Source organism: Klebsiella sp. CN_Kp113, from assembly GCF_040064585.1.
Taxonomy (GTDB): domain Bacteria; phylum Pseudomonadota; class Gammaproteobacteria; order Enterobacterales; family Enterobacteriaceae; genus Klebsiella; species Klebsiella michiganensis.
In genome coordinates this window covers 18,686-41,584 of the sequence record NZ_JBEAID010000033.1, presented here as the reverse complement: position 1 = coordinate 41,584, position 22,899 = coordinate 18,686, and the positions used below count along the sequence as shown (strand labels likewise).

Genomic DNA, 22,899 nt, shown 5'->3' with positions numbered 1-22,899 from the left:
GAGGTCATGATGCTGCAAATCTCGCATCTTTCCGCCGATTACGGCGGTAAACCGGCGCTGGCGGATATCAACCTGACGCTGGACAGCGGCGAACTGCTGGTGGTCCTGGGGCCCTCCGGCTGCGGTAAAACCACGCTGCTGAACCTGATTGCCGGATTCGTGCCTTATCAGCACGGCAGCATCACCCTTGAAGGCCAGCGGGTTGAAGGGCCGGGCGCCGATCGCGGCGTGGTGTTTCAGCACGAAGGGCTGCTGCCGTGGCGCAACGTGCAGGAAAACGTTGCGCTCGGGCTGCAGCTGGCCGGGGTCGACAAAACGCAGCGCCGGGCAACCGCCGCGCAGATGCTGAAAAAAGTGGGCCTCGAAGGGGCGGAAAAGCGCTTTATCTGGCAGCTCTCCGGCGGCCAGCGTCAGCGGGTAGGCATTGCCCGCGCGCTGGCGGCCAACCCGCAGCTGCTGCTGCTCGACGAGCCGTTTGGCGCGCTGGATGCCTTTACCCGCGAGCAGATGCAAACCCTGTTGCTCAGCCTGTGGCATGAGACCGGTAAGAAGGTGCTGCTGATTACCCACGATATCGAAGAGGCGGTGTTTATGGCCACCGAACTGGTACTGCTCTCGCCGGGGCCGGGCCGCGTGCTCGAACGGCTGCCGCTCGATTTTGGCCGCCGCTTCGTCGCCGGTGAATCCTGCCGCAGCATTAAATCGGACCCGCGGTTTATCGAACAGCGCGAATACGTCCTCAGCCGGGTATTTGAACAACGGGAGGCTTTCTCATGCGCGTGGTCATCAATGACAAACCGCGTCAGCGGGGGCTGAAGTGGCGCTGGCCGCTCTCGCGTCAGCTCAGCCTGAGCGTGGCGACCCTGGCGGTACTGCTGGCTATCTGGTGGGCCGTTGCCGCCCTGCAGCTGATTAGTCCGCTGTTTCTGCCGCCCCCGGGACAGGTATTGCAGAAACTTATCACTATTGCCGGTCCGCAGGGTTTTATGGACGCCACCCTCTGGCAGCACCTGGCGGCGAGCCTGACGCGTATCGTTATCGCGCTGCTGGCGGCGGTACTGCTCGGCGTGCCGGTGGGGATCGCCATGGGGCTGAGCCCCACGGTACGCGGGATCCTCGACCCGCTGATCGAGCTTTATCGCCCGGTGCCGCCGCTGGCCTATTTACCGCTGATGGTGATCTGGTTCGGCATCGGCGAGACCTCGAAGATCCTGTTGATCTACCTGGCGATATTCGCGCCGGTGGCGATGTCGGCGCTGGCGGGCGTAAAGAGCGCCCAGCAGGTGCGCATTCGCGCCGCGCAATCTTTAGGGGCCAGCCGGGCGCAGGTGCTGTGGCTGGTGATCCTGCCCGGCGCGCTGCCGGAGATCCTCACCGGCCTGCGCATTGGGCTCGGCGTGGGTTGGTCGACGCTGGTGGCCGCGGAGCTGATTGCCGCCACCCGCGGGTTAGGTTTTATGGTGCAGTCCGCCGGTGAGTTCCTCGCCACCGACGTGGTGCTGGCCGGGATCGCGGTGATTGCCATCATCGCCTTTTTACTGGAACTGGGGCTGCGCGCGCTGCAGCGTCGCCTGACGCCCTGGCATGGAGAAGTACAATGAGCGAACGTTTAAGCATTACCCCGCTGGGGCCGTATATTGGCGCGCAGGTATCCGGGGTCGACATCACCCGCCCGCTGAGCGACAACCAGTTTGAGCAGCTGTATCACGCGGTGCTGCGTCACCAGGTGGTGTTCCTGCGTGAGCAAAACATCACTCCCGAGCAGCAGCGGGATCTCGCCCTGCGCTTTGGCGACCTGCATATTCATCCGGTCTATCCGCACGCGCCCGGCGTGGATGAGATTATCGTGCTTGATACCCATGACGATAATCCGCCGGATAATGATAACTGGCACACCGATGTCACCTTTATTGAGACGCCGCCCGCCGGGGCGATCCTCGCGGCAAAAGAGCTGCCGTCAACCGGCGGCGATACCCTGTGGACTAGCGGCATTGCGGCCTATGAGGCGCTCTCCGCGCCTTTGCGCCAGCTGTTAAGCGGCCTGCGCGCGGAGCATGATTTTCGCAAATCGTTTCAGGAGTACAAATACCGTAAAAGCGAAGAGGAGCATCAGCGCTGGCTGGAGGCGGTCGCGAAAAATCCGCCGCTGCTGCATCCGGTGGTGCGCACCCATCCGGTGACCGGGAAGCAGGCGCTGTTTGTCAATGAGGGCTTTACCACCCGCATCGTTGACGTCACGGAGAAAGAGAGCGAGGCGCTGCTCGGCTTCCTGTTTGCTCACGTTACTAAACCGGACTTCCAGGTGCGCTGGCGCTGGCAGCCGAACGACGTGGCGATTTGGGATAACCGCGTCACCCAGCACTACGCCAACGCCGATTACCTGCCGCAGCGGCGCATTATGCACCGGGCGACGATTCTCGGGGATAAACCCTATTACCGGGCGGGGTAATGCTTGTAGCCCAGCCGCGCGCCGTGGAGAACATCGGAAGCGGTATTGCACGTGGCTTCCCGGAGGCGGCGCTTAACGCGCCTTGTCCGGGCTACTGGTCCGCAGAAAGCGGTAAACCCGTAGCCCGGCTAAGGCGCAATGCGCCGCAAGCCGGGAAACAACCTACGATAAACGCGCCGCCTCCGGGAAAAGGCTTTTATGCCGATTTTTGCGCGTCCAGATGTACCCCAATATAGCGCTGATAGCGGTTCGCCTTCAGGTAGGTCAAGTCCACCAGCACCAGACCATCAACGCAGTTGTTGAAATCCGGGTCGCTGCCGAAATCGATAAACTGTACGCCGCCCGGCTCGCAAACTTCCGAGTACTGTTTATACAGCGGCGGGATCGCGCAGCCGAGATTGCCGAGCAGGGACTTCAGCCGCGCCAGATCGTCGTTGTAATCTTCTCCGCCAAACTGCGCCAGCACATCGGGCAGCGAGGCCGGATAAGGGCGACGCGACTCCGCCAGCGGATGCGTCGCCGGGAACCACAGTCGATAGAACGCGACCAGCAGATCGCGCGCCGACGGCGGCAGCCCGCCGGAAATCGACACCGGGCCGAACAGATAGCGATAGTGCGGATAGCGCGCCAGATACGCGCCGATGCCGGACCACAGGTAGTCCAGTCCGCGGCGGCCCCAGTAGCGCGGCTGGATAAAGCTGCGCCCCAGCTCAATCCCGTGCTGCAGAATATCGTCCATGCGCGCGTCGTAATGGAACAAGCTGTAGCTATAGACGCCGTTCAGGCCGCGCTTTTCCAGCTGCATCGCGGTCGGCATAAAGCGGTAAGCGCCGACGATTTCCAGGTCTTCTTCATCCCACAGAATCAGATGCAGATAGTCGTCGTCGTAACCGTCAACGTCGCGACGTTTGCCGCTGCCTTCGCCCACCGCGCGGAAGGCGATTTCCCGCAGGCGGCCCAGTTCGCGCAGCACTGGCGCATCTTCCTGGCCGCGGCGCTGCCAGAGATAAATCACTTTGCCATCCGCCGTGCGCCCCAGCGTTTCCGCCCGTCCCAGTTCGCGCTTGAGCAGGGCGCGGTCTTCGGGCCGGGCGATAGCGCTTTCGCTTTTAAATACGCCGGGCTGCCCTTTTGCCAGCAGCTCCAGGTGGCAATAGCAGCGTTCGGTCAGCTCGCGAACAGAGCGCTGAGGATCGAACCAGCTTGACCAGGCAATCTGTTGGCCGAAATTAACCGGCAGGCTACCGTTGCGGCGGCGAAACATTTGCTGCATCAGCAGCAGCAGCGGCAGGCTATCGGAAATCAGCGTGCTGGCGTAAAACAGCGCGCTGTTGCGCGCGCGGATCCACGCCGGCAGCAGCGGGGCGCGGTATTTCGCCGCCAGCTTAATAAATCCGGAGTGCCATTTTTTATCGCGAATACCGCGCCGGGTGAGGCGTGAAACTTCACCCGCCGGGAAGAAAATCAGCACGCCGCCGTTTTGCAGCTGCTGGTCCATCTGCTGCAGCGCCGCTTTGGCGGTTCGGCCGTTGATATTATCGACCGGAATAAACAGCGAGCTCAGCGGTTCAAGGTGGGTCAGCATGCGGTTGGTGACCACTTTGACGTCGCGACGCACGCGGGACACCGCGTAGAGCAGGGCCAGGCCGTCAAGCGTACCGGTGGGGTGGTTGGCGATAATGACCAGCGGGCCATGTTCAGGGATTTGTTCGAGATCGTGCGCCGGGATAGCGCAGCGGATATTAAGATGTTCGAGCACCTGTTCGACCGTATCCAGTCCTTTCAGGTGATGATGACGCGCGGCAAACTGCTGAAACTCTTCCTCATGCAGGAGCTTTTTCAGCACCTTTTTCTGCCAGAGCGCTGGCTTTGCCTGAGGCCACAGGTCATCGATGACATTGTCGAGACTAAACATAGCGGCACCTCCTCCGTCCTGCCCAGACAGTAGAAGGCGCAGATGTCGCTCAGATTACAGTTGAGTGAAGATTTGGGATATTTCCCCGGGTTGCGGCTGGCGCCTTACCCGGGCTACCGGCCCACAGACGGTGGTGAACCCGTAGCCCCGGTAAGCGCAGCGCGACCGGGGGAAGCCTGGCAATGAACCCGGCAACCGGAGCAGATCGTAGCCCCGGTAAGCGTAGCGCGACCGGGGGTTTACTGGCGTTCGCCGCACAAAAAATCGTGAATTTCGCCACCCCAATTATCGGGATATAACCCGCGGCGTACATCCCGGTGAAAGGTTGAAAAAGGCCAATCACAAACCTGTCGTACCCAACCGTGTTTTACAGGATTAATGTAGGTGTAATCGATATGCCGGCGGTAGTCTTCTTCATCGCGGATTGCATGTTCCCAGAAACGCGGTTGCCAGACATTTTCTTGTTTTAATGCTTTGCTAAAGCAACCTTTTATGTCCCGCCATCTGGCGGAGAAATCGCTATCGTCTCCGGGTAATGTCCAGATGCAATGAAGATGTTCAGGAAGGATAACCCATGCATCAATGTAAAAGGGTTTTCGCCGTTTGATGGTGAGGATGGCGTGACGTAAAGTTCCGATGTGCTCGGTCAGAAGTCTGCTTTTTCGGTTTCGCAAATTAACTGTAAAAAACCAGGTTCCACCCTTCAGGTAATAACGACGGTAGGCCACCATGCAGCGCTCCTTTGCAAAAGATAACGTCTTAAGCGGCAGGGTAGAGTCGGGGTAACAGTCTGGCAAGAATCCAAAGATAATGGTGGAAAGAGTCTCGCAACTTTTTGCAGCAGAGAAATTCCCCGGGTTGCGGCTGACGCCTTACCCGGGCTACCGGAGCAGGTTTGTAGCCCCGGTAAGCGTAGCGCGACCGGGGAACGGTAATAGCCGAATTAACGCAGGATTTTCTTTTCGGCGAGATCGAGGGCGAAGTAGCTGAAGATCAGATCCGCGCCGGCGCGCTTGATTGCGCCGAGGCTTTCCAGCACCACTTTCTCTTCATCGATAGCGCCGGCCTGGGCGGCGAACTTAATCATCGCGTATTCACCGCTCACCTGGTACGCGCCGAGCGGCAGGTTGGTGCGCTCGCGCAGATCGCGCAGGATATCGAGATAGGGACCGGCCGGTTTGACCATCAGGCAGTCGGCGCCCTGGGCTTCGTCCAGCAGCGATTCGCGAATCGCTTCGCGGCGGTTCATCGGGCTCATCTGATAGGTTTTACGATCGCCTTTCAGCGCGGTACCCGCGGCTTCGCGGAACGGACCATAGAACGATGAAGCGAACTTGGTGGAATAGGACATAATCGCCGTATCGGTAAATCCGGCGGCGTCCAGCGCCTGGCGAATGGCCTGCACCTGGCCGTCCATCGCGGCGGACGGGGCGATAAAATCCGCGCCTGCAGCAGCGGCGACCACCGCCTGCTTACCGAGGTTGGTAAGGGTTAAATCGTTATCGACACCGTGGTCGCACAGCACGCCGCAGTGGCCGTGGGAGGTGTATTCGCAGAAACAGGTGTCGGACATTACGATCATCTCCGGCACCGCCTCTTTACAGATGCGGGACATGCGCGCCACCAGGCCGTTTTCGTTCCAGGTATCGCTGCCAACGGCATCGGTATGATGGGAAATGCCGAAGGTCATCACCGAACGGATACCGGCGTTGGCAATGCGCTCGATTTCGCGCGCCAGGTGTCTTTCCGGAATACGCATCACGCCGGGCATCGCTTCGATGGCTTTGTAATCGTCGATTTCTTCTTCAACAAAGATCGGCAACACCAGGTCGTTCAAACTCAGTGTTGTCTCTTCAAACATGGCACGTAGCGAAGCGGACTTGCGCAGTCGGCGCGGGCGAGTGATTAAATCTGTCATGGTTTGCCTGATTTTGTGAAATGAAAAAAGCGAGTTTACCTCAATTGGCGGCGGGATGTTTCGCCAAAACGATCCTTATCTATCGTCGGCAAAACATCCCAACAGGTTACTGGCTGGCGGTCTCAATCCCGGGGCGGTCGCCGCTTAATTCGCTGACCAGCTCGTTGACGCCATCGCTCATGTTGTTGAAACGCGTCAATGAAGAGCGGGTGACCACCACGAAGGCGCCGACGTTAGCCTGCGGGTTCATCGCCATGTAGGTGATAAAACCGCCGCCGCCGCCGGTCTTCTGAATAATGCCCGGCTGGCCGTTTTTCGGCTTCATGTAGACCCAGCCGAGACCCAGCGCATCGGCTTTGCCCGGCACGTCCATCCCGATCACCCTCGTCAGCTGGCTGCGTTGATAAATGAGCGTCTGCATCCGGTCCGCCTGCTGCCCGCGGGTGAAGAAATCGGAAGAGAGGAACTGCTGCATCCAGCGCATCATATCGCCAGGCGTGGAGTAAACGCCGCCGCTGCCGATGGCCGCCAGCGTATTGTTGCACGGGCTGGCCCCTTTCTCCGGGATCATCAGGCGCCGGCACTGATCGGGCGAAGGCGTAAAGGTGGTGTCTTTCATCCCCAGCGGACGGGTAATCTGCTCTTCAAACAGCTGCGGCCAGGGCTTGCCCGCGGCGGTAGAGAGCGCATCGGCCAGTAAATCGAACGCCAGATTGGAATAGGCGGCCTGGGAACCCGGCGCGGCTTTTAACGTTGCCGTGGAGAGCCAGTTCCAGCGCTGCTGGCGCGTTGGCCAGACGAACACCGGACGATGCGCCGCGCCCCCTGGCTGCTCGCGCGGCAGGGCGCTGGTATGGGTCGCCAGATTCACCAGCGTAATGGGCGCTCCCTGATATGTCGGCACGCGCGCGCCCGGCGGGGCGTATTTGCTCAGCGGATCGTTGAGCTTCACCACGCCCTGGTCGAGAAGTTTGACCAGCATTTCGCTGGTCATCAGCTTGCTCAGGGAGGCGATGCGAATCACCGAATCGAGCTGCGGGTGCTCATTATTGCCCGGGCGCGTCTCGCCGAAGCTGCGGAATACGCGCTGGTTACCATCGATAACCACCAGCGCCATGCCGATCGCGCCGCTGCCGTAGTAGATATGGTTAGCGTAACGGTCGACAACATCCGCAGCGAATTCCGGGTCGACGCTCGGCTGCGCGGCCTGGGCCGATGTCAACGACGCCGCGCACAGCGCAGCAAAAATGAGCAGACTACGTTTCAACGGGGGCATCCATCATGGTGAAGAAAAATATAGAGCGTATTTATACTACGAAGCGCCGCCGAGCAAAGCGCTAATAACGCCATTCTGTGCGGAAAAACGTAACCTGGCGTAAAAAATCCTTTTTTTGCTTTCGGATAGCGGCTTTCGCCTGCGGGCGCGTATGATATTCGTTTTGGCTAAACATGGGTGGCAAGAGACGATGGCGGCGAAACGGGTAGTGATGGTAGTGGATATGCAAAACGGCGTTTTCGCGACGCCGCGTATTGAACGCGAGCGCTGCGCGGCGCAAATTAACCGCCTGATAAACGCCGCGGATACCGTTATCTTCATTCAGCACTGCGAAGAGGGCGGTCTGGAAGAGGGGAGCGAAGGTTTTGCTTTGCTGCCTGAACTGCACCAGCCGGCAGGCGCGTTGTTCGTGACCAAGACCGCCTGCGACGCCTTCTACCGCACCCGCCTGGAAGAGGTGCTGCGCGAACATCACATCACGCAGTTTGTGATTTGCGGCTGCGCCACCGACTACTGCGTAGATACCACCATCAAAAACGGCGCCAGCCGGGGCTATGCGATTACCGTCGCTGAAGATGCCCATACCACAGCCAACCGCCCGGCGGCGCAGGCCGTCACGCTGATCGCCCACTACAACGAGGTGTGGCGTACGCTGACCGTTCCGGGCAATCCTTTACAGGTGAAATCGACAGAAACAATTCTGAACGGATGGTCGGCGAACTAAGCTGCTGATATCCGGTCTCATCATCCGCCCACTTTGCTTCGCTGCGACGGCTTTGCGGCGGGCGTCTTTGTGGTACACAGCACAGCAAAACGAAAAAGAAGTTAGCAGGAGAGCATGATGTTTAAATCCTTTTTCCCCAAACCGGGGCCGTTTTTTATTTCTGCCTTTATCTGGTCGCTGCTGGCGGTGATCTTTTGGCAGGCGGGCGGCGGCGACTGGCTGCTGCGGGTCACCGGCGCATCTCAGGATGTGGCGATTAGCGCGGCGCGCTTTTGGTCGCTCAACTACCTGGTGTTCTACGCGTTCTACGTATTCTGCGTGGGCGTTTTCGCCCTCTTTTGGTTTATTTACAGCCCCCACCGCTGGCAGTACTGGTCGATCCTCGGCACCTCGCTGATTATTTTCGTCACCTGGTTTCTGGTCGAGGTCGGGGTGGCGATAAACGCCTGGTACGCCCCGTTCTACGATCTTATTCAGGCCGCGCTGGCGACGCCGCATAAGGTCAGCATTAACCAGTTTTATCAGGAGATTGGCATCTTTCTCGGCATCGCGCTTATCGCGGTGGTCATCGGGGTGATGAACAACTTCTTCGTCAGCCACTACGTTTTCCGCTGGCGTACCGCCATGAACGAACACTATATGGCGCACTGGCAGCATCTGCGCCATATCGAAGGCGCCGCGCAGCGTGTGCAGGAAGATACCATGCGCTTTGCTTCCACCCTGGAGAGCATGGGCGTCAGCTTCCTTAATGCGGTGATGACCCTTATCGCCTTCCTGCCGGTGCTGGTGACGCTCTCCGCGCACGTCCCGGATTTACCGATTGTCGGCCACCTGCCTTACGGCCTGGTGATTGCCGCCATCATCTGGTCGTTAATGGGTACCGGCCTGCTGGCGGTGGTGGGGATCAAGCTGCCCGGCCTGGAGTTCAAAAACCAGCGCGTTGAGGCCGCCTATCGTAAAGAGCTGGTGTACGGCGAAGATGACGCCAACCGCGCGACGCCGCCGACGGTGCGTGAGCTCTTTGGCGCCGTGCGCCGCAACTATTTCCGCCTCTATTTCCACTACATGTATTTCAATATCGCCCGTATTCTGTATCTGCAGGTGGATAACGTTTTCGGTTTGTTCCTGCTGTTTCCGTCGATTGTTGCCGGTACGATTACGCTGGGCCTGATGACCCAGATCACCAACGTCTTTGGCCAGGTCCGCGGTTCATTCCAGTATCTGATTAGCTCATGGACTACACTGGTTGAGCTGATGTCTATCTACAAACGTCTGCGCAGCTTCGAGCGCGAGCTGGATGGCAAAGAGCTGCAGACCGTGACGCAAACATTAAGTTGATCAACGCAAGGATGAACCATGCCGGTAGCGCAATCCAGAATCACTTCTCTCACCCTGACGCTACTGGCAGGGATTGTCCTAAGCGCCTGCTCCAGCAAGCCGGAGCCGGAGCTGAAAAAGGGCGAAAAGGCGATTGATGTTGCCGCGGTGGTGCGGCAGAAAATGCCCGCCAGCGTGAAAGATCGCGAGGCATGGGCGCAGGCCATCGCCAAAACCTTTGCCAGCCAGAAGCTGGCGCCGACGGAAGAGAACGTCTGTTCGGTGCTGGCGGTGGCGCAGCAGGAGTCCAACTATCAGGCCGACCCGGCGGTGCCGGGGCTGAATAAAATCGCCTGGCAGGAGATTGACCGCCGGGCGGAGAAAATGCATATCCCGGTTTTTCTGGTGCATACCGCGCTGAAAATCAAATCGCCCAACGGCAAAAGCTATAGCGAACGCCTCGATAGCGTGAAAACCGAAAAGCAGCTGAGCGCGATTTTCGATGATTTTATCGGCATGGTGCCGATGGGGCAGAAGCTGTTCGGCTCGCTGAACCCGGTGCATACCGGCGGCCCGATGCAGGTCAGCATCGCCTTCGCCGAGCAGCATACCGACGGCTACCCGTGGAAAATCGACGGTACCGTGCGCCAGGAGGTGTTCAGCCTGCGCGGCGGTCTGTGGTTCGGCACCTATCATCTGTTGAACTATCCGGCGAACTACAGCGTACCGCTGTACCGTTTTGCCGATTTCAACGCCGGATGGTACGCCAGCCGCAACGCCGCGTTCCAGAACGCCGTCGCAAAAGCGACGGGCGTGAAGCTGGCGCTGGATGGCGATTTGATTCGCTACGATAGCGATGAGGCCGGAACCACCGAACTGGCGGTGCGCCGGTTATCCTCACAGCTGGCAATGAGCGATGATGATATCCATCGTCAGTTAAAGAAGGGCGATACCCTGGCGTTTGAAGAGAGCGATCTCTATAAGCAGGTGTTTCGCATTGCCGATAAGAAAGCCGGCAAAACGCTCCCGCGGGAGGTGCTGCCGGGCATTCAGCTTGAGAGCCCGAAAATCACCCGTAACCTGACGACCGCCTGGTTTGCCAAACGCGTTGACGACCGGCGGGCCAGCTGTATGGCGCGCCGTTAGCGGCGGCTGCGCCAGCGGAATATCAGCCCAGGAATACCAATGAGCACGCAGCCCGCCAGGAAGGGAATCAGGCCGAACAGGGTACCGACCACCAGGCTAATCTCGACCCGCGGGCGGCTGCTGTCCTGCATTTGAATCAGATGCTCAAAAACGCCGGGCGCGTGGATCAGCATACTCAGCATTTGCGCACCGGCCCAGAAGCAAAACAGCACAAACAGAGCGTAAGCGATGTTGCTGCCGGTGAGAGAGCCCCTCTTTTTGCCGCCGTTGACGGTCTTTGCAAAGGTGAACTCTGCCATCTTGACCTCCGTACTTCACTTTCTTGCCGTTTTTTCCACGGCGACGTAGAGGGTAATTCTGGCAACGAAGGGGGGATTTCAGTATCAGATTGCTGGTAATTTCCGCCCAGGAATATTCCTGATTTCATCGGGTTGTGAGTTTGCTACAAATTTGTGAAATTTAGACCGATATCGCAATGTGCGACAATTCTCAACGCCGCTACAGACCCGCGGTGGCGGCTATGCGAAGATGCTTTTTTTGTTGTCGGAGTGGTTATGAAACTCACGGAAAAAATCCGCCGCGATTGGCACTACTACGCGGTAGCGCTGGGGTTAATTTTTATTATGAATGGCGTGGTCGGGCTGCTCGGGTATGAAACCGAAGGCTGGCGTTCTTACGCGGTTGGGCTGGTGACGTGGGTCATTAGCTTCTGGATTGCCGGGTTTATTATTCGCCGCCGCCCGGCAGAGGAAGCGTGAACCGGAGGTGGTGAACCCGTAGCCCGGCTAAGCGCAGCGCGAGCCGGGAAGATGCCGGGCTGATACATCAACCCCGGCGCACTCCCCGGGTCGCGGCGTAAACGCTTACTCGGGCTTAATTCATCGATGTTTTCAGCGCCCGATCGGCGGCGTGACGCTCAAGCGCCAGCTCAATCAGGCGGCTAATCAGGCTGGTATAGTCCAGACCGCTGGCCTGCCAGAGCTTCGGATACATGCTGATATTGGTGAAGCCAGGCAGCGTATTGATTTCGTTAATCACCACGTCGTTATCGGCGGTCAGGAACACATCGACGCGCGCCATCCCGCTGCAGCCGAGGGTCTGGTAGGCGCGAACGGCGATCTCGCGAATTTTATCGTTTACATCGCTGTCGATGGCCGCCGGAACCACCACCTTCGCGCCCTGATCGTCAATGTACTTGGTGTCATAGGCGTAGAATTCGCTGTTGAGGACGATTTCACCGCAGGTGCTGGCCTGGGGATTATCGTTGCCCAATACCGCGCACTCGATCTCACGCCCTTTAATCCCTTGTTCAACCACCACTTTATGGTCAAATTCGAAGGCCAGGGCCACGGCCTGCTGATACTGCTCTTCGCTGTTGACCTTGCTGACACCCACCGAGGAGCCCTGGTTCGCCGGTTTGACGAACAGCGGCAGGCCCAGCTTCGCCTGCACTTCGGCAAAGCTCACCTGATGACGGTTGGCGCGGGTCAGGGTAATAAAAGGCGCAATTGACAGCCCGGCATCGCGCAGCAGACGCTTGGTCACGTCTTTGTCCATGCAGGCGGCGGAGCCGAGGACGTCGGAGCCGACGAAGGGCAGGTTAGCCATCCGCAGCATACCCTGCAGAGAACCATCTTCCCCAAGGGTGCCGTGAACAATCGGGAAAATGACGTCGATGGCCGCCAGCGGCTGGCCGCTATCGGCGTTAATCAGCTGCTGGGCTTCGCGTCCGGGAATTTGCGCCAGGGTAATATCGGATGGGCGCAGGGCAATATGGGCGGGGTCCTGCGGATTGAGCAGATAGTTGCTGGCGTCGTTGATATGCCACTGCCCCTGCTTATCAATCCCCAGCAAAACGACGTCGAAGCGCGTTTTGTCGATGGCTTCCACGATATTTTTCGCTGACTGTAGCGATACTTCATGTTCTGCCGACTTACCGCCGAAAACGATCCCAACCCTCATCTTAGCCATTTCAACTTCCATCATGATTACATCAAAGGGCATAACATAGCATGTGAAACGGCCGCCTGGCTGCCATAATATTCACCGGGTAAAGCATTGGGAGGCAGCGCGTGAAAGGAAAAGGGCTTATCGTTCTGTTGGCGCTGCTGGCGGCCGGATATTACGGCTATCGTTATCTTCCCGCGCACTATAACCCGCTGGCGCCGCTGCGTCTGGAGGATCCGCCGGGGTTCATCACCCACTATAAGCTGCGGCGATTGACGCCCGGACAGTGCGCCAACCTGCTGAAGGAAGCGAATCAGCGAAATCTCATCACCAGCCGGGCGGTGGCCGATAGCGGGGGAGAGTGCCCCCTGCAAAACGTGGTTCGGGTACGCGATTTTGGCGCGGTAAAGCTCAGCAGCAGCTTCCTCGCCAGCTGCCCGCTGGCGTTAAGCAGCGCGCTGTATCTGCAACAGCAGGCGAAACCGCTGACTCGGCGGATGCTGGGGCAAGAGCTCCGCCAGGTCGACCATTTTGGCAGCTATGCCTGCCGTAATATTTACCATCGTCAGAACGCGCGGCGCAGCGAGCACGCTACCGCGGAGGCGCTGGATATCAGCGGCTTTCGTTTGGCCGATGGCCGACGCATCAGCGTGCTGAAAGGGTGGCCCGATGCGCAGTATCACCCCTGGCTGCAGGCGTTACTGGCCGGCGGTTGCAGCTATTACGGCAACGCTTTAGGGCCGGACTATAACGCGGCCCATGCGAACCATTTTCACCTCGGTATGCGCGGCCAGGGGTTCTGTTTCTGAGCATAACTCGCTGTATACCACGCTTTTCACCATGAAATTATTCGCAACAGGGCAATCTGGTGTCATAAAACACTAAACTCGCCGTCAGCGCATCTCTGGTAGTACGTCGGACAGGGGAAATTGCTAAGCTAGTTAATAATTGCCAAAAAATTAATGAATACGCGTAGTTATGGAATCCTGGAAGGTTAATCTTATCTCCGTCTGGTTTGGCTGTTTTTTTACCGGCCTGGCCATCAGCCAAATTCTTCCCTTTTTGCCGCTGTACGTTTCCCAACTGGGCGTGACCTCGCATGAAGCGTTATCCATGTGGTCGGGCCTGACGTTTAGCGTCACTTTTCTGGTGTCGGCGATTGTCTCGCCGATGTGGGGGAGCCTCGCCGACCGCAAAGGGCGCAAGCTGATGCTGCTGCGCGCCTCGCTGGGGATGGCCATCGCCATTTTACTTCAGGCGTTCGCCACCAACGTCTGGCAGCTGTTTATCCTGCGCGCGGTGATGGGACTGACTTCCGGCTATATTCCCAACGCCATGGCGCTGGTGGCGTCTCAGGTTCCGCGCGAGCGTAGCGGCTGGGCGCTGAGCACGCTGTCGACGGCGCAGATCAGCGGCGTGATTGGCGGGCCGCTGCTCGGCGGTTTCCTGGCCGACCACGTCGGTTTGCGCGCCGTATTTATCATCACCGCGATTTTGCTGACCGTAAGCTTCCTGGTGACGCTGTTTCTGATTAAAGAGGGCGCCCGGCCGCAGGTCACGAGGGCGGAGCGGCTGAGCGGCAAGGCGGTATTTGCCTCGCTGCCCTATCCGGGACTGGTGATCAGCCTGTTTTTCACCACTCTGGTGATCCAACTGTGCAACGGCTCAATCGGCCCGATTCTGGCGCTGTTTATCAAGTCGATGGCGCCGGATAGCAATAACATCGCCTTTCTCGCCGGCATGATCGCCGCCGTGCCGGGCGTGTCGGCGCTGATTTCGGCTCCACGTCTGGGGAAACTGGGCGACAGGATCGGCACCTCGCGGATCCTGCTGGCGACGCTGTGCTGCGCGGTGGTGATGTTCTTTGCCATGTCGTTCGTCACGACCCCATTCCAGCTTGGCGTCCTGCGGTTCCTGCTCGGTTTTGCCGATGGGGCGATGCTGCCGGCGGTGCAAACCCTTCTGCTCAAATACTGCAGCGACAGCGTCACCGGGCGTATTTTCGGCTATAACCAGTCGTTTATGTATCTCGGTAACGTGGCCGGGCCGCTGATCGGCGCGTCGGTCTCGGCCATGGCCGGCTTCCGCTGGGTGTTCATCGCCACGGCGGTTATTGTCCTGATCAATATCTGGCAGCTGGCCATCATGCTGCGCCGCAGCCGCCGTCCTGCGGCTTAATTCCGCTCTTTCTCCTCGGCCGCGATGGATGCGACAGCGTCAGTAGCGGCCTCGGTGTTCCCGAAGCTTTAAATGTATCACCGATCACAAAACGATCATTTTACCCTCTCATCCTCTTCTATTCCTGACTGTTACGCGTATACAGTTACGCGTAACAGTTATTGAAAAAGAGGTTTTATGCGAAATTTATTTGATTTGTCAGGGAAGCGCGCGCTGATCACCGGATCCGCTCAGGGGATTGGCCATCTGCTGGCCGGCGGCCTCGCCGAGTACGGCGCGGAGATCATCATCAACGACCGCACCCAGGCGCGCGCGGACCAGGCGGCGCAGGCGCTGGTGGCGCAGGGTTTTCATGCGGTAGGGGTCGCCTTTGATGTCACCCGGGCGGCGCAGGTCGAGCAGGCGATAGCCCGCATCGAAGAGGAGATCGGCGCCATTGATATTTTAATTAATAACGCCGGGATCCAGCGGCGTTTCCCTTTTACCGAATTTCCGGAGGAGGAGTGGGATAACGTTATTGAGGTCAATCAGAAGGGCGTTTTCCTGGTTTCACAGCAGGTGGCGAAATATATGATGGGCCGCCGCGCGGGGAAAATAATTAATATTTGCTCAATGCAGAGCGAGCTGGGGCGTAAAACCATTACGCCTTATGCGGCCTCGAAAGGGGCGGTTAAAATGCTGACTCGCGGCATGTGCGTTGAGCTGGCCGAATATAATATTCAGGTTAATGGTATCGCGCCGGGATATTTTGCCACCGACATGACGGCCGCCCTGGTCAACGATGAGGCGTTTTCCGCCTGGCTGTACCAGCGTACCCCGGCGGCGCGCTGGGGAAAACCGGAAGAACTGATTGGTGCCGCGGTATATCTGGCCTCGTCGGCGGCAAACTTTGTTAACGGTCATTTGCTGTTTGTGGACGGCGGAATGCTTGCCGCTGTCTGAATCACTTCGCGTCCTTCGGGCAGCAGCGTGCCCGCACTACCTGAAGGACAGAGTATTAAACCCGTGTGATGATATTGATATCTGAGGAGTGCTTATGCACATGCTCGCGAAATTACCCGCGCGTCGCTGGTGGTATTTAATGCCGATTATATTTATTACCTATAGTCTGGCCTACCTTGACCGTGCGAATTATGGTTTTGCCGCTGCGGCGGGAATTGAAAGCGATTTGGGTATTACCAAAGGAACGGCATCGCTTATTGGCGCGCTATTTTTTCTCGGCTATTTCTTTTTCCAGGTACCCGGCGCGATATATGCGGTAAAACGCAGCGTGCGAAAAATGATTTTCTTTAGCCTGATTTTATGGGGATTCTGCGCGGCGGCGACCGGGTTCGTCAGCAATATTCCGATGCTGATGGCGATTCGCTTTACCCTTGGCGTGGTTGAGGCGGCGGTGATGCCGGCGATGCTGATTTATATCAGCAACTGGTTTACGAAAACCGAGCGTTCGCGCGCCAACACGTTCCTGATCCTCGGAAACCCGGTAACGGTGCTGTGGATGTCCATCGTTTCCGGCTACCTGATTCAGGCGTGGGGCTGGCGCGAAATGTTTATCATCGAAGGCATTCCGGCGGTACTGTGGGCGGTATGCTGGTGGATACTGGTGCGCGATAAACCGTCCGAGGTTTCCTGGCTGAACGAGCAGGAAAAAGAGACCCTGCAGAAGGTGATGGACAGCGAGCAGAGTCATATCAAGCCGGTGCGCAACTACGGTGAAGCGCTGCGCTCGCGCAATGTGATCATGCTCTGCGCCGTGCACGCGCTGTGGAGCATCGGCGTGTACGGCTTCATGATGTGGATGCCGTCGATTCTGAAGAACGCCGCGCAGATGGATATCGTGGCGGTGGGCTGGCTGGCGGCGGTGCCGTACCTGGCGGCAATTATCCTGATGCTGACGGTCTCCTGGCTGTCGGATAAGTTCCAGAATCGTAAACTGTTTATTTGGCCGTTATTGCTGATTGCCGCTATCGCTTTCTTTGGCTCCTGGCTGGTGGGCAACCAGGCGTTCTGGCTCTCCTATGCGCTACTGGTCATTGCCGCGGCCTGCATGTATGCGCCGTATGGGCCGTTCTTCGCGCTTATTCCTGAACTGCTGCCGCGCAACGTTTCCGGCGTATCGATGGGCTTAATCAACAGCTTTGGCGCGCTCGGCGCTTTCCTCGGCGCGTGGCTGGTGGGGTACCTCAACGGGATTACCGGCGGGCCGGGGGTTTCCTATACCTTTATGGCTGTCGCGCTGCTGTCCTCCGTCGTGCTGATGTACAACGTGCGCGCTAACCCGCAACCCGTCTCCCCGGTGACGGCAAAAAAGGTTGCCGGCTAACATAAACCGCCGCTGCTGTGGTAAGGTTCTCTGCGAGCATAAAAGTCGCTTGTCGTAGAGAACCTGATGAAAAACAACCGGATGACATTGCAGGATATCGCCAACCTGGCGGGGCTGAATAAAATGACGGTCAGCCGTTATTTACGTGACCCCGGCCAGGTTTCTGAGCGCAGCCGTGAGCTGATTTCAAAGGTCATGGAAGAGAATAACTATATCCCTAACCGCGCCCCGGAAATCCTGCTTAACGCCCGGAGTAAAACGATTGGCGTGCTTATTCCCTCCTTCCGCAACCAGATTTTTGCCGATGTGCTGGCCGGCATTGAGTCGGTGACCTCCGCGCACCAGTATCAGACCCTGATTGCCAACTACGAATATGACCCGCAGCGCGAAGAGCGCGAAGTGCTCAATCTGCTCTCTTATAATATCGATGGGCTGATTTTGACCGGGAAGCAGCACAGCGATCGCATGGTGCAGTACGTGCGCGCCAGCGGTATCCCCGTCGCTGAACTGATGGACTACGGCGGCCAGCAGCTGGATATCCAGGTGGGGTTCGATAACGAAAAGGCGGCGTGGGATATGACCCATGCTTTTCTTGAGAGCGGCAAACGGGCGATCGCCTTTTTTGGTTCAATGGACGATCCCCGCGATTTAAGCCGCTTCCGCGGCACCGAGCTGGCGCTGGCGGAGCACGGCCTGAAGGCGTATCACATGGCGCCGCGGACCATCTCCTCGGTTGCGCTTGGCCGGCAGATGTTCCTGCAGATGCAGCAGACGCGCCCGGATATTGACGCCATTTTTTGTACCAACGACGATCTGGCGGTGGGGGTGCTGCTCGAGTGCCAGGCGCAGGGGAAAGCCGTTCCGCAGGAGATCGCCATCGCCGGTTTTCACGGGCTGGAAATTGGCCGTGCGCGATTGCAAAAAATAGCCAGCGTCATTACCCCACGTTATGAAATCGGTAAAACGGCGAGCGAAATACTTATTGCGCGCCTGGCCGGTAAAGACGCGCCGGACAGCGTGAATCTGGCCTACCAGATATATTATGGCGATACGTTATAGTTATCGATAGAATAGCGATATTCCATTTTATTCTTATTTGTTAAAGTTGGTTATGATGCTTATTAATCCGCATTGAGTAAATTCCTGGCGGGTGGCATGCAAAGAGCAAAACGTTTCGCTTGTTATTCACCGGCGTGGCGAACTTTTTTAAAAAATAATAGTGGCAACCGACGGCTAATGTATGACATAAATAGCAGACTACGGACCTCGCATAAGGATAAAGTGCTGTGAAGAATCTCATTGCTGAGCTACTGGTAAAACTCGCCCAAAAGGAAGAAGAATCGAAGGAGCTGACGGCCCAGGTTGAGGCGCTGGAAGTGGTGGTGACCGCTCTGCTACGTCATATGGAGCAGGACGCCCAGCAGGCGCTCATCACCGATATTGAGCAGGCAATCGATGAGGCCAGCCCCGGCCCGCTGGTGGATGACCGCGATACCCAGCTCCTGCAGCAATATATAAAGAAGCTGTTACGGCATCCTCGTAGTTAGTTTTGTGACAGGGTATGGATGCTGTCATTTTACTGTCACATCGCTTTTATACAGTCTCCCTCGTTTTGTTTTTTAAAGTATTTTTTACATGGAGACGATAAAAGTGAAATTAAGCGCCCTGTTTATTGCCCTGCTGCCTCTGCTGGGCTCCCCGATTATTCACGCAGAAACAACAACCGCACCGGTTCTGGAAAATCGTGCCGCGCAGGGCGATATCACCACGCCGGGCGGCGCGCGTCGTTTAAGCGGTGACCAGACCGAGGCGCTGCGCGCTTCGTTAATCAATAAACCGGCTAAAAATATTATTTTGCTGATTGGCGACGGAATGGGCGATTCTGAAATCACCGCCGCGCGAAATTATGCAGAAGGGGCGGGCGGCTTCTTTAAAGGCATTGACGCGCTGCCGCTGACCGGCCAGTACACCCATTATTCTCTGGATAAGAAAACCGGCAAGCCGGATTATGTCACCGACTCCGCCGCTTCCGCAACGGCCTGGACCACCGGCGTGAAAAGCTATAACGGCGCGCTGGGCGTGGATATCCATGAAAAAGATCATCAGACCATCCTTGAGCTGGCGAAAGCGGCGGGCTTAGCCACCGGTAACGTCTCCACGGCGGAACTGCAGGACGCCACTCCCGCTGCGCTGGTGGCGCATGTGACGTCGCGTAAATGCTACGGCCCGAGCGTGACCAGCGAAAAATGCGCCAGCAACGCGCTGGAAAAGGGCGGTAAAGGTTCGATTACCGAACAGCTGCTGAACGCCCGTCCCGACGTAACACTGGGCGGCGGCGCGAAAACCTTCGCGGAAAGCGCGACGGCCGGTGAATGGCAGGGCAAAACGCTGCACGATCAGGCGGTAGCCCGCGGCTACCAGATCGTCACCGACGCCAGCTCGCTGGCCGCCATTAGCCAGGCCAATCAGGACAAACCCCTGCTCGGTCTCTTCGCGGAAGGCAATATGCCGGTGCGTTGGGAAGGCCCAAAGGCGTCTTATCACGGCAATATCGATAAGGCGGCGGTGACCTGTACGCCGAACCCGAAACGCGATGCATCGGTGCCGACGCTGGCGCAGATGACCGAAAAAGCCATCGATCTGCTGAGCAGCAATGAGAAGGGGTTCTTCCTGCAGGTGGAAGGCGCTTCTATCGATAAACAGGATCACGCGGCGAATCCGTGCGGTCAGATTGGCGAGACCGTCGATCTGGACGAAGCGGTACAGAAGGCGCTGGAATTTGCCAAAAAAGAGGGCAATACCCTGGTTATCGTCACCGCCGACCACGCTCACGCCAGCCAGATTATCCCGGCAGATACCAAAGCGCCGGGCCTGACGCAGGCGCTGAACACCAAAGATGGTTCGGTGATGGTGATGAGCTACGGCAACTCTGAAGAAGAGTCGATGGAACATACCGGCACCCAGCTGCGTATTGCCGCCTACGGCCCGCACGCGGCCAACGTGGTGGGTTTAACCGACCAGACGGACCTGTTCTACACCATGAAAGCCGCACTTAATCTGAAATAACCGGGCGCCGGTGATGAATTTTCGTTACCGGCTGGTTTTTTCTCCATCAGCGACCAGACTTACAGAGATCCACTCATAGAGGATGGTGCGATGAAAATAACATTACTTGTGACCCTACTTTTTGGCCTGGTATTTATGACAGCGGTGAGTGCCGCGGAAAAAGAGTTGACCCCTCAGCAGCAAAAGATGAGCGTCTGCAATAAAGAAGCGTCATCGAAGTCGCTGAAAGGGGATGAGCGTAAAACGTTTATGAGTAGCTGCCTGAAGAAAGATGGCGCCGCGCAGGACGGTAAGGGGCTAACGCCTCAGCAGCAGAAAATGCGCGAGTGTAACGCTCAGGCGACCCAGCAGTCCCTGAAAGGGGACGATCGCAGCAAATTTATGAGCGCCTGCCTGAAAAAACAGGTGTAAGAAATGGGCGGGTGAGGGAAACCTCACCCGCTATTCGCTATTGCAATCAGGAACGGCTCAGCTTCTCTGATTTCTCCATGCATTTCACCATCGCTTCGATGACGGCGGAACGGAAGCCTTTCTCTTCCAGCACGCGCACGGCTTCGATGGTGGTGCCGCCGGGCGAACACACCATATCCTTCAGCGTTCCCGGATGCTCGCCGCTTTCGAGTACCATTTTGGCCGAGCCCATCACCGCCTGCGCCGCGAATTTATAAGCCTGCGCGCGGGGCATTCCGCCAAGCACAGCGGCGTCGGCCATCGCTTCGATAAACATAAAGACGTAAGCCGGCGCGGAGCCGCTGACGCCGACCACCGGATGAATCATCGGCTCAGCAATGATTTCCGCCTGACCAAAGCAGCGGAATATGGTCAGGATCTCCGCGGTTTCTTCGGCGCTGACCAGCGCATTCGGCGTGACCGACGTCATCCCCGCGTTGACCAGCGAAGGCGTGTTGGGCATCGCGCGGACTATTTTGCGGTCATGGCCTAAGGCGCGCGCCAGCTGGTCGAGCGTCACGCCCGCGGCGATAGAAACCACCAGAGAGTCTTTATTCAGGCTGGAGGCGACGTCGCTGAGCACTTTTACCATCACGCCCGGCTTTACGGCGCCAAAAACGATATCCGCCACCTGAGCCACTTCCTGCGCGCTTTGCGCCGCATTAATGCCGTATTGGTCGTGCAGGGCCGCCACTTTTTCCGGCGACGGGGTATAGACCCAGATTTGACCCGGCTGCACCTGCCCGCTGGCGATCAGGCCGCCCAGGATGGCCTTGCCCATGTTGCCGCAGCCGATAAAGCCGATTTTCTTCTCCATCACCAATCCCCTTTGTTTGTTTTATCGTTAGCGATATAGCTTAACATCTTGTTGCTTTCGCGGAAGGCAAAAGCAGGCGACAATACGGCATCTCTTTTTCATCGACAGGAGCCGCAATGGCTATTTGGGTTGATGCGGACGCGTGTCCGAACGTCATTAAAGATATTTTGTTCCGCGCCGCCGAGCGCGCGCAAATCTCGCTGACGCTGGTTGCTAACCAGCCTCTGCGCGTCCCGCCGTCGCGCTTTATCCGCACGCTGCGCGTGGCGCAGGGGTTTGACGTGGCGGATAACGAAATCGTACGTTTATGCGAGCCGGGAGATCTGGTGATTACCGCCGATATCCCGCTGGCGGCGGAAGTGCTGGAGAAAGGCGGGGCGGCGCTGAATCCACGCGGTGAACGCTACAGCGAGGCGACCATTCGCGAACGCCTGACGATGCGCGACTTTATGGAAACGATGCGGGCCAGCGGCGTGCAGACCGGCGGCCCGGATAGCTTATCCCAGCGCGATCGGCAGCAGTTTGCCGCCGCGCTGGAGAAATGGCTGTTAGACGTTAAGCGCCAGCAGGGTTAAACCCAGCTGTCGTCGTCGCTGCCGAAATCATCATTGCCGAAACCGGCGTCAAAGTCGGCGTCATAATCGTTGTTGTCGGCGAGGAACTGCCCGTCATCCTGGCGGAAGGTATCGTCAGCGACGCTATTGTCCTGCGCCTGGCTGAGATCCGGCTGCGGTTTCTCTTCGATGATATTGACGATCTCCTGCGGATGCGAGCCGCTAAACATATTGGTCAACATGTTTCCCAGCACCACGCCGCCCGCGACGCCTGCCGCCGTTTGCAGCGCGCCGGCCATAAAACCGCCGCCGCTGCGCGACGCCTGAGGGGCGTAGTTCTGCTGCTGCGCCTGCGGAGCATACTGAGGCTGGGCGCCGGCCTGCGGTCGGCCATACTGCTCGGCGCCAGGAATCGGGTCGGAACCGCGCGACTGACCGCCGCCAAACAGGCCTGAGAGAAACCCGCCGCTGCTCGGCTTCGCGGCCTGAAGCTGGGTCACCTGGCTCTCCAGCGCCTGAATGCGGTCGTTGAGCTGTTTGATCGCCGCTTCCTGAATCAGAATCGTTTGCGCCATATAGTAAGGGGCGAACGGCTGCTCTTTAATGTGCCCGGCAATCCGCTCCTCAGCGCTGGTATCCCGTGATGCGCTGTGGCTCTCGGCCTCTTTTAATCGGGAAAACAGTCCATCGATAAGGCGTTGCTCTTCAGATTGCATACTACATACCTCTGTCATACTGATTGATTAGCTTCAGATTCGCTCCGAAGCACGCATCTTGTAAATATGCGGCAGCGTAAAGCTGTGCAGAAATGTGTTACTG

General features: G+C 58.0%; 24 protein-coding genes. 16 read left to right on the top strand and 8 right to left on the bottom strand.

Annotation, left to right across the window (positions count from 1 at the left end):
- The first annotated feature begins 9 nt into the window (after window positions 1–9).
- The 3 genes from tauB to tauD are packed head-to-tail and all read left to right on the top strand — an operon-like array spanning window position 10 to window position 2,449.
- Window positions 10–816, top strand: coding sequence for a taurine ABC transporter ATP-binding subunit (gene tauB / locus ABLV30_RS21495; protein ID WP_265800753.1), 807 nt, complete (start codon window positions 10–12; stop codon window positions 814–816).
- On the top strand, window positions 774–1,601 hold the full coding sequence (tauC, locus tag ABLV30_RS21490) for a taurine ABC transporter permease TauC (protein ID WP_265800653.1): 828 nt from the start codon (window positions 774–776) through the stop codon (window positions 1,599–1,601). Before tauB ends, tauC begins: the two co-directional genes overlap by 43 nt.
- Complete coding sequence (gene tauD, locus ABLV30_RS21485; RefSeq protein WP_032694131.1) at window positions 1,598–2,449, top strand: taurine dioxygenase; 852 nt, start codon at window positions 1,598–1,600, stop codon at window positions 2,447–2,449. The genes tauC and tauD overlap by 4 nt, the downstream gene beginning before the upstream one ends.
- 196 nt (window positions 2,450–2,645) lie before the next feature.
- On the opposite strand, the gene ABLV30_RS21480 is transcribed toward tauD, so the two are convergent.
- The 4 genes from ABLV30_RS21480 to ampH all read right to left on the bottom strand — a co-directional run bounded on the left by ABLV30_RS21480 (window position 2,646) and on the right by ampH (window position 7,549).
- Complete coding sequence (locus tag ABLV30_RS21480; RefSeq protein ID WP_049079349.1) at window positions 2,646–4,364, bottom strand: lysophospholipid acyltransferase family protein; 1,719 nt, start codon at window positions 4,362–4,364, stop codon at window positions 2,646–2,648.
- A 239-nt stretch (window positions 4,365–4,603) separates the two neighbouring features.
- Window positions 4,604–5,095 (bottom strand): transposase, encoded by a 492-nt coding sequence (locus ABLV30_RS21475; RefSeq protein ID WP_032748194.1) that lies wholly within the window; start codon window positions 5,093–5,095, stop codon window positions 4,604–4,606.
- Between the two features lie 212 nt (window positions 5,096–5,307).
- Window positions 5,308–6,282: a porphobilinogen synthase gene (hemB, locus tag ABLV30_RS21470; protein WP_004848143.1), complete on the bottom strand. Its 975-nt coding sequence runs from the start codon at window positions 6,280–6,282 to the stop codon at window positions 5,308–5,310.
- A gap of 106 nt (window positions 6,283–6,388) precedes the next feature.
- Window positions 6,389–7,549 carry a D-alanyl-D-alanine-carboxypeptidase/endopeptidase AmpH gene (gene ampH / locus ABLV30_RS21465; protein WP_014837555.1) on the bottom strand — a complete coding sequence of 387 codons (1,161 nt, stop codon included), beginning with the start codon at window positions 7,547–7,549 and terminating at the stop codon, window positions 6,389–6,391.
- A gap of 220 nt (window positions 7,550–7,769) precedes the next feature.
- Between ampH and ABLV30_RS21460 the strand changes: the two genes are divergently transcribed.
- From ABLV30_RS21460 to ABLV30_RS21450, 3 genes are all read left to right on the top strand, one after another.
- Complete coding sequence (locus ABLV30_RS21460) at window positions 7,770–8,282, top strand: isochorismatase family protein (protein WP_160741885.1); 513 nt, start codon at window positions 7,770–7,772, stop codon at window positions 8,280–8,282.
- Window positions 8,283–8,399: 117 nt separating this feature from the next.
- Window positions 8,400–9,620: a peptide antibiotic transporter SbmA gene (gene sbmA / locus ABLV30_RS21455; protein ID WP_025107199.1), complete on the top strand. Its 1,221-nt coding sequence runs from the start codon at window positions 8,400–8,402 to the stop codon at window positions 9,618–9,620.
- Window positions 9,621–9,638: 18 nt separating this feature from the next.
- Complete coding sequence (locus tag ABLV30_RS21450) at window positions 9,639–10,745, top strand: DUF1615 domain-containing protein (protein ID WP_049083009.1); 1,107 nt, start codon at window positions 9,639–9,641, stop codon at window positions 10,743–10,745.
- Here the strand turns inward: ABLV30_RS21450 and ABLV30_RS21445 are convergent.
- Window positions 10,742–11,044: a DUF2755 family protein gene (locus ABLV30_RS21445; RefSeq protein ID WP_009653569.1), complete on the bottom strand. Its 303-nt coding sequence runs from the start codon at window positions 11,042–11,044 to the stop codon at window positions 10,742–10,744. The genes ABLV30_RS21450 and ABLV30_RS21445 overlap by 4 nt on opposite strands.
- Before the next feature lie 255 nt (window positions 11,045–11,299).
- Here ABLV30_RS21445 and ABLV30_RS21440 point away from each other — a divergent pair, with 255 nt between their 5' ends.
- Entirely contained in the window at window positions 11,300–11,503 is a 204-nt protein-coding gene (locus ABLV30_RS21440) for a DUF2754 family protein (RefSeq protein WP_004132489.1), read from the top strand.
- 115 nt (window positions 11,504–11,618) lie between these two features.
- Here ABLV30_RS21440 and ddlA read toward each other — a convergent pair whose 3' ends face one another.
- Complete coding sequence (gene ddlA, locus ABLV30_RS21435; RefSeq protein WP_102803672.1) at window positions 11,619–12,716, bottom strand: D-alanine--D-alanine ligase; 1,098 nt, start codon at window positions 12,714–12,716, stop codon at window positions 11,619–11,621.
- Window positions 12,717–12,817: 101 nt separating this feature from the next.
- Here ddlA and ABLV30_RS21430 point away from each other — a divergent pair, with 101 nt between their 5' ends.
- The 8 genes from ABLV30_RS21430 to psiF all read left to right on the top strand — a co-directional run bounded on the left by ABLV30_RS21430 (window position 12,818) and on the right by psiF (window position 20,670).
- Entirely contained in the window at window positions 12,818–13,501 is a 684-nt protein-coding gene (locus ABLV30_RS21430; RefSeq protein ID WP_014228135.1) for an extensin family protein, read from the top strand.
- A 169-nt stretch (window positions 13,502–13,670) separates the two neighbouring features.
- A complete protein-coding gene (locus ABLV30_RS21425) occupies window positions 13,671–14,870 on the top strand; it encodes a multidrug efflux MFS transporter (protein WP_014228136.1) in 1,200 nt (399 codons plus the stop codon).
- Between the two features lie 177 nt (window positions 14,871–15,047).
- Window positions 15,048–15,812 (top strand): gluconate 5-dehydrogenase, encoded by a 765-nt coding sequence (gene idnO, locus ABLV30_RS21420; RefSeq protein WP_014228137.1) that lies wholly within the window; start codon window positions 15,048–15,050, stop codon window positions 15,810–15,812.
- A gap of 94 nt (window positions 15,813–15,906) precedes the next feature.
- Window positions 15,907–17,193, top strand: coding sequence for an MFS transporter (locus ABLV30_RS21415; protein ID WP_004848153.1), 1,287 nt, complete (start codon window positions 15,907–15,909; stop codon window positions 17,191–17,193).
- A 66-nt stretch (window positions 17,194–17,259) separates the two neighbouring features.
- Complete coding sequence (locus ABLV30_RS21410) at window positions 17,260–18,252, top strand: substrate-binding domain-containing protein (protein WP_014837560.1); 993 nt, start codon at window positions 17,260–17,262, stop codon at window positions 18,250–18,252.
- Window positions 18,253–18,479: 227 nt separating this feature from the next.
- Window positions 18,480–18,740 carry an anti-adapter protein IraP gene (iraP, locus tag ABLV30_RS21405; protein ID WP_004848155.1) on the top strand — a complete coding sequence of 87 codons (261 nt, stop codon included), beginning with the start codon at window positions 18,480–18,482 and terminating at the stop codon, window positions 18,738–18,740.
- Window positions 18,741–18,828: 88 nt separating this feature from the next.
- Window positions 18,829–20,259 carry an alkaline phosphatase gene (gene phoA, locus ABLV30_RS21400; protein ID WP_025107196.1) on the top strand — a complete coding sequence of 477 codons (1,431 nt, stop codon included), beginning with the start codon at window positions 18,829–18,831 and terminating at the stop codon, window positions 20,257–20,259.
- A 90-nt stretch (window positions 20,260–20,349) separates the two neighbouring features.
- Window positions 20,350–20,670 carry a phosphate starvation-inducible protein PsiF gene (psiF, locus tag ABLV30_RS21395; RefSeq protein ID WP_004132478.1) on the top strand — a complete coding sequence of 107 codons (321 nt, stop codon included), beginning with the start codon at window positions 20,350–20,352 and terminating at the stop codon, window positions 20,668–20,670.
- Between the two features lie 46 nt (window positions 20,671–20,716).
- On the opposite strand, the gene proC is transcribed toward psiF, so the two are convergent.
- Window positions 20,717–21,526, bottom strand: a complete 810-nt coding sequence (gene proC / locus ABLV30_RS21390; protein WP_102803661.1) for a pyrroline-5-carboxylate reductase — start codon at window positions 21,524–21,526, stop codon at window positions 20,717–20,719.
- Window positions 21,527–21,642: 116 nt separating this feature from the next.
- Between proC and ABLV30_RS21385 the strand changes: the two genes are divergently transcribed.
- Complete coding sequence (locus ABLV30_RS21385) at window positions 21,643–22,101, top strand: YaiI/YqxD family protein (RefSeq protein WP_009653579.1); 459 nt, start codon at window positions 21,643–21,645, stop codon at window positions 22,099–22,101.
- On the opposite strand, the gene ABLV30_RS21380 is transcribed toward ABLV30_RS21385, so the two are convergent.
- Window positions 22,098–22,796, bottom strand: a complete 699-nt coding sequence (locus tag ABLV30_RS21380) for a DUF2076 domain-containing protein (RefSeq protein WP_048261381.1) — start codon at window positions 22,794–22,796, stop codon at window positions 22,098–22,100. The two genes, ABLV30_RS21385 and ABLV30_RS21380, sit on opposite strands and share 4 nt — an antisense overlap.
- Window positions 22,797–22,899: the final 103 nt, after the last annotated feature.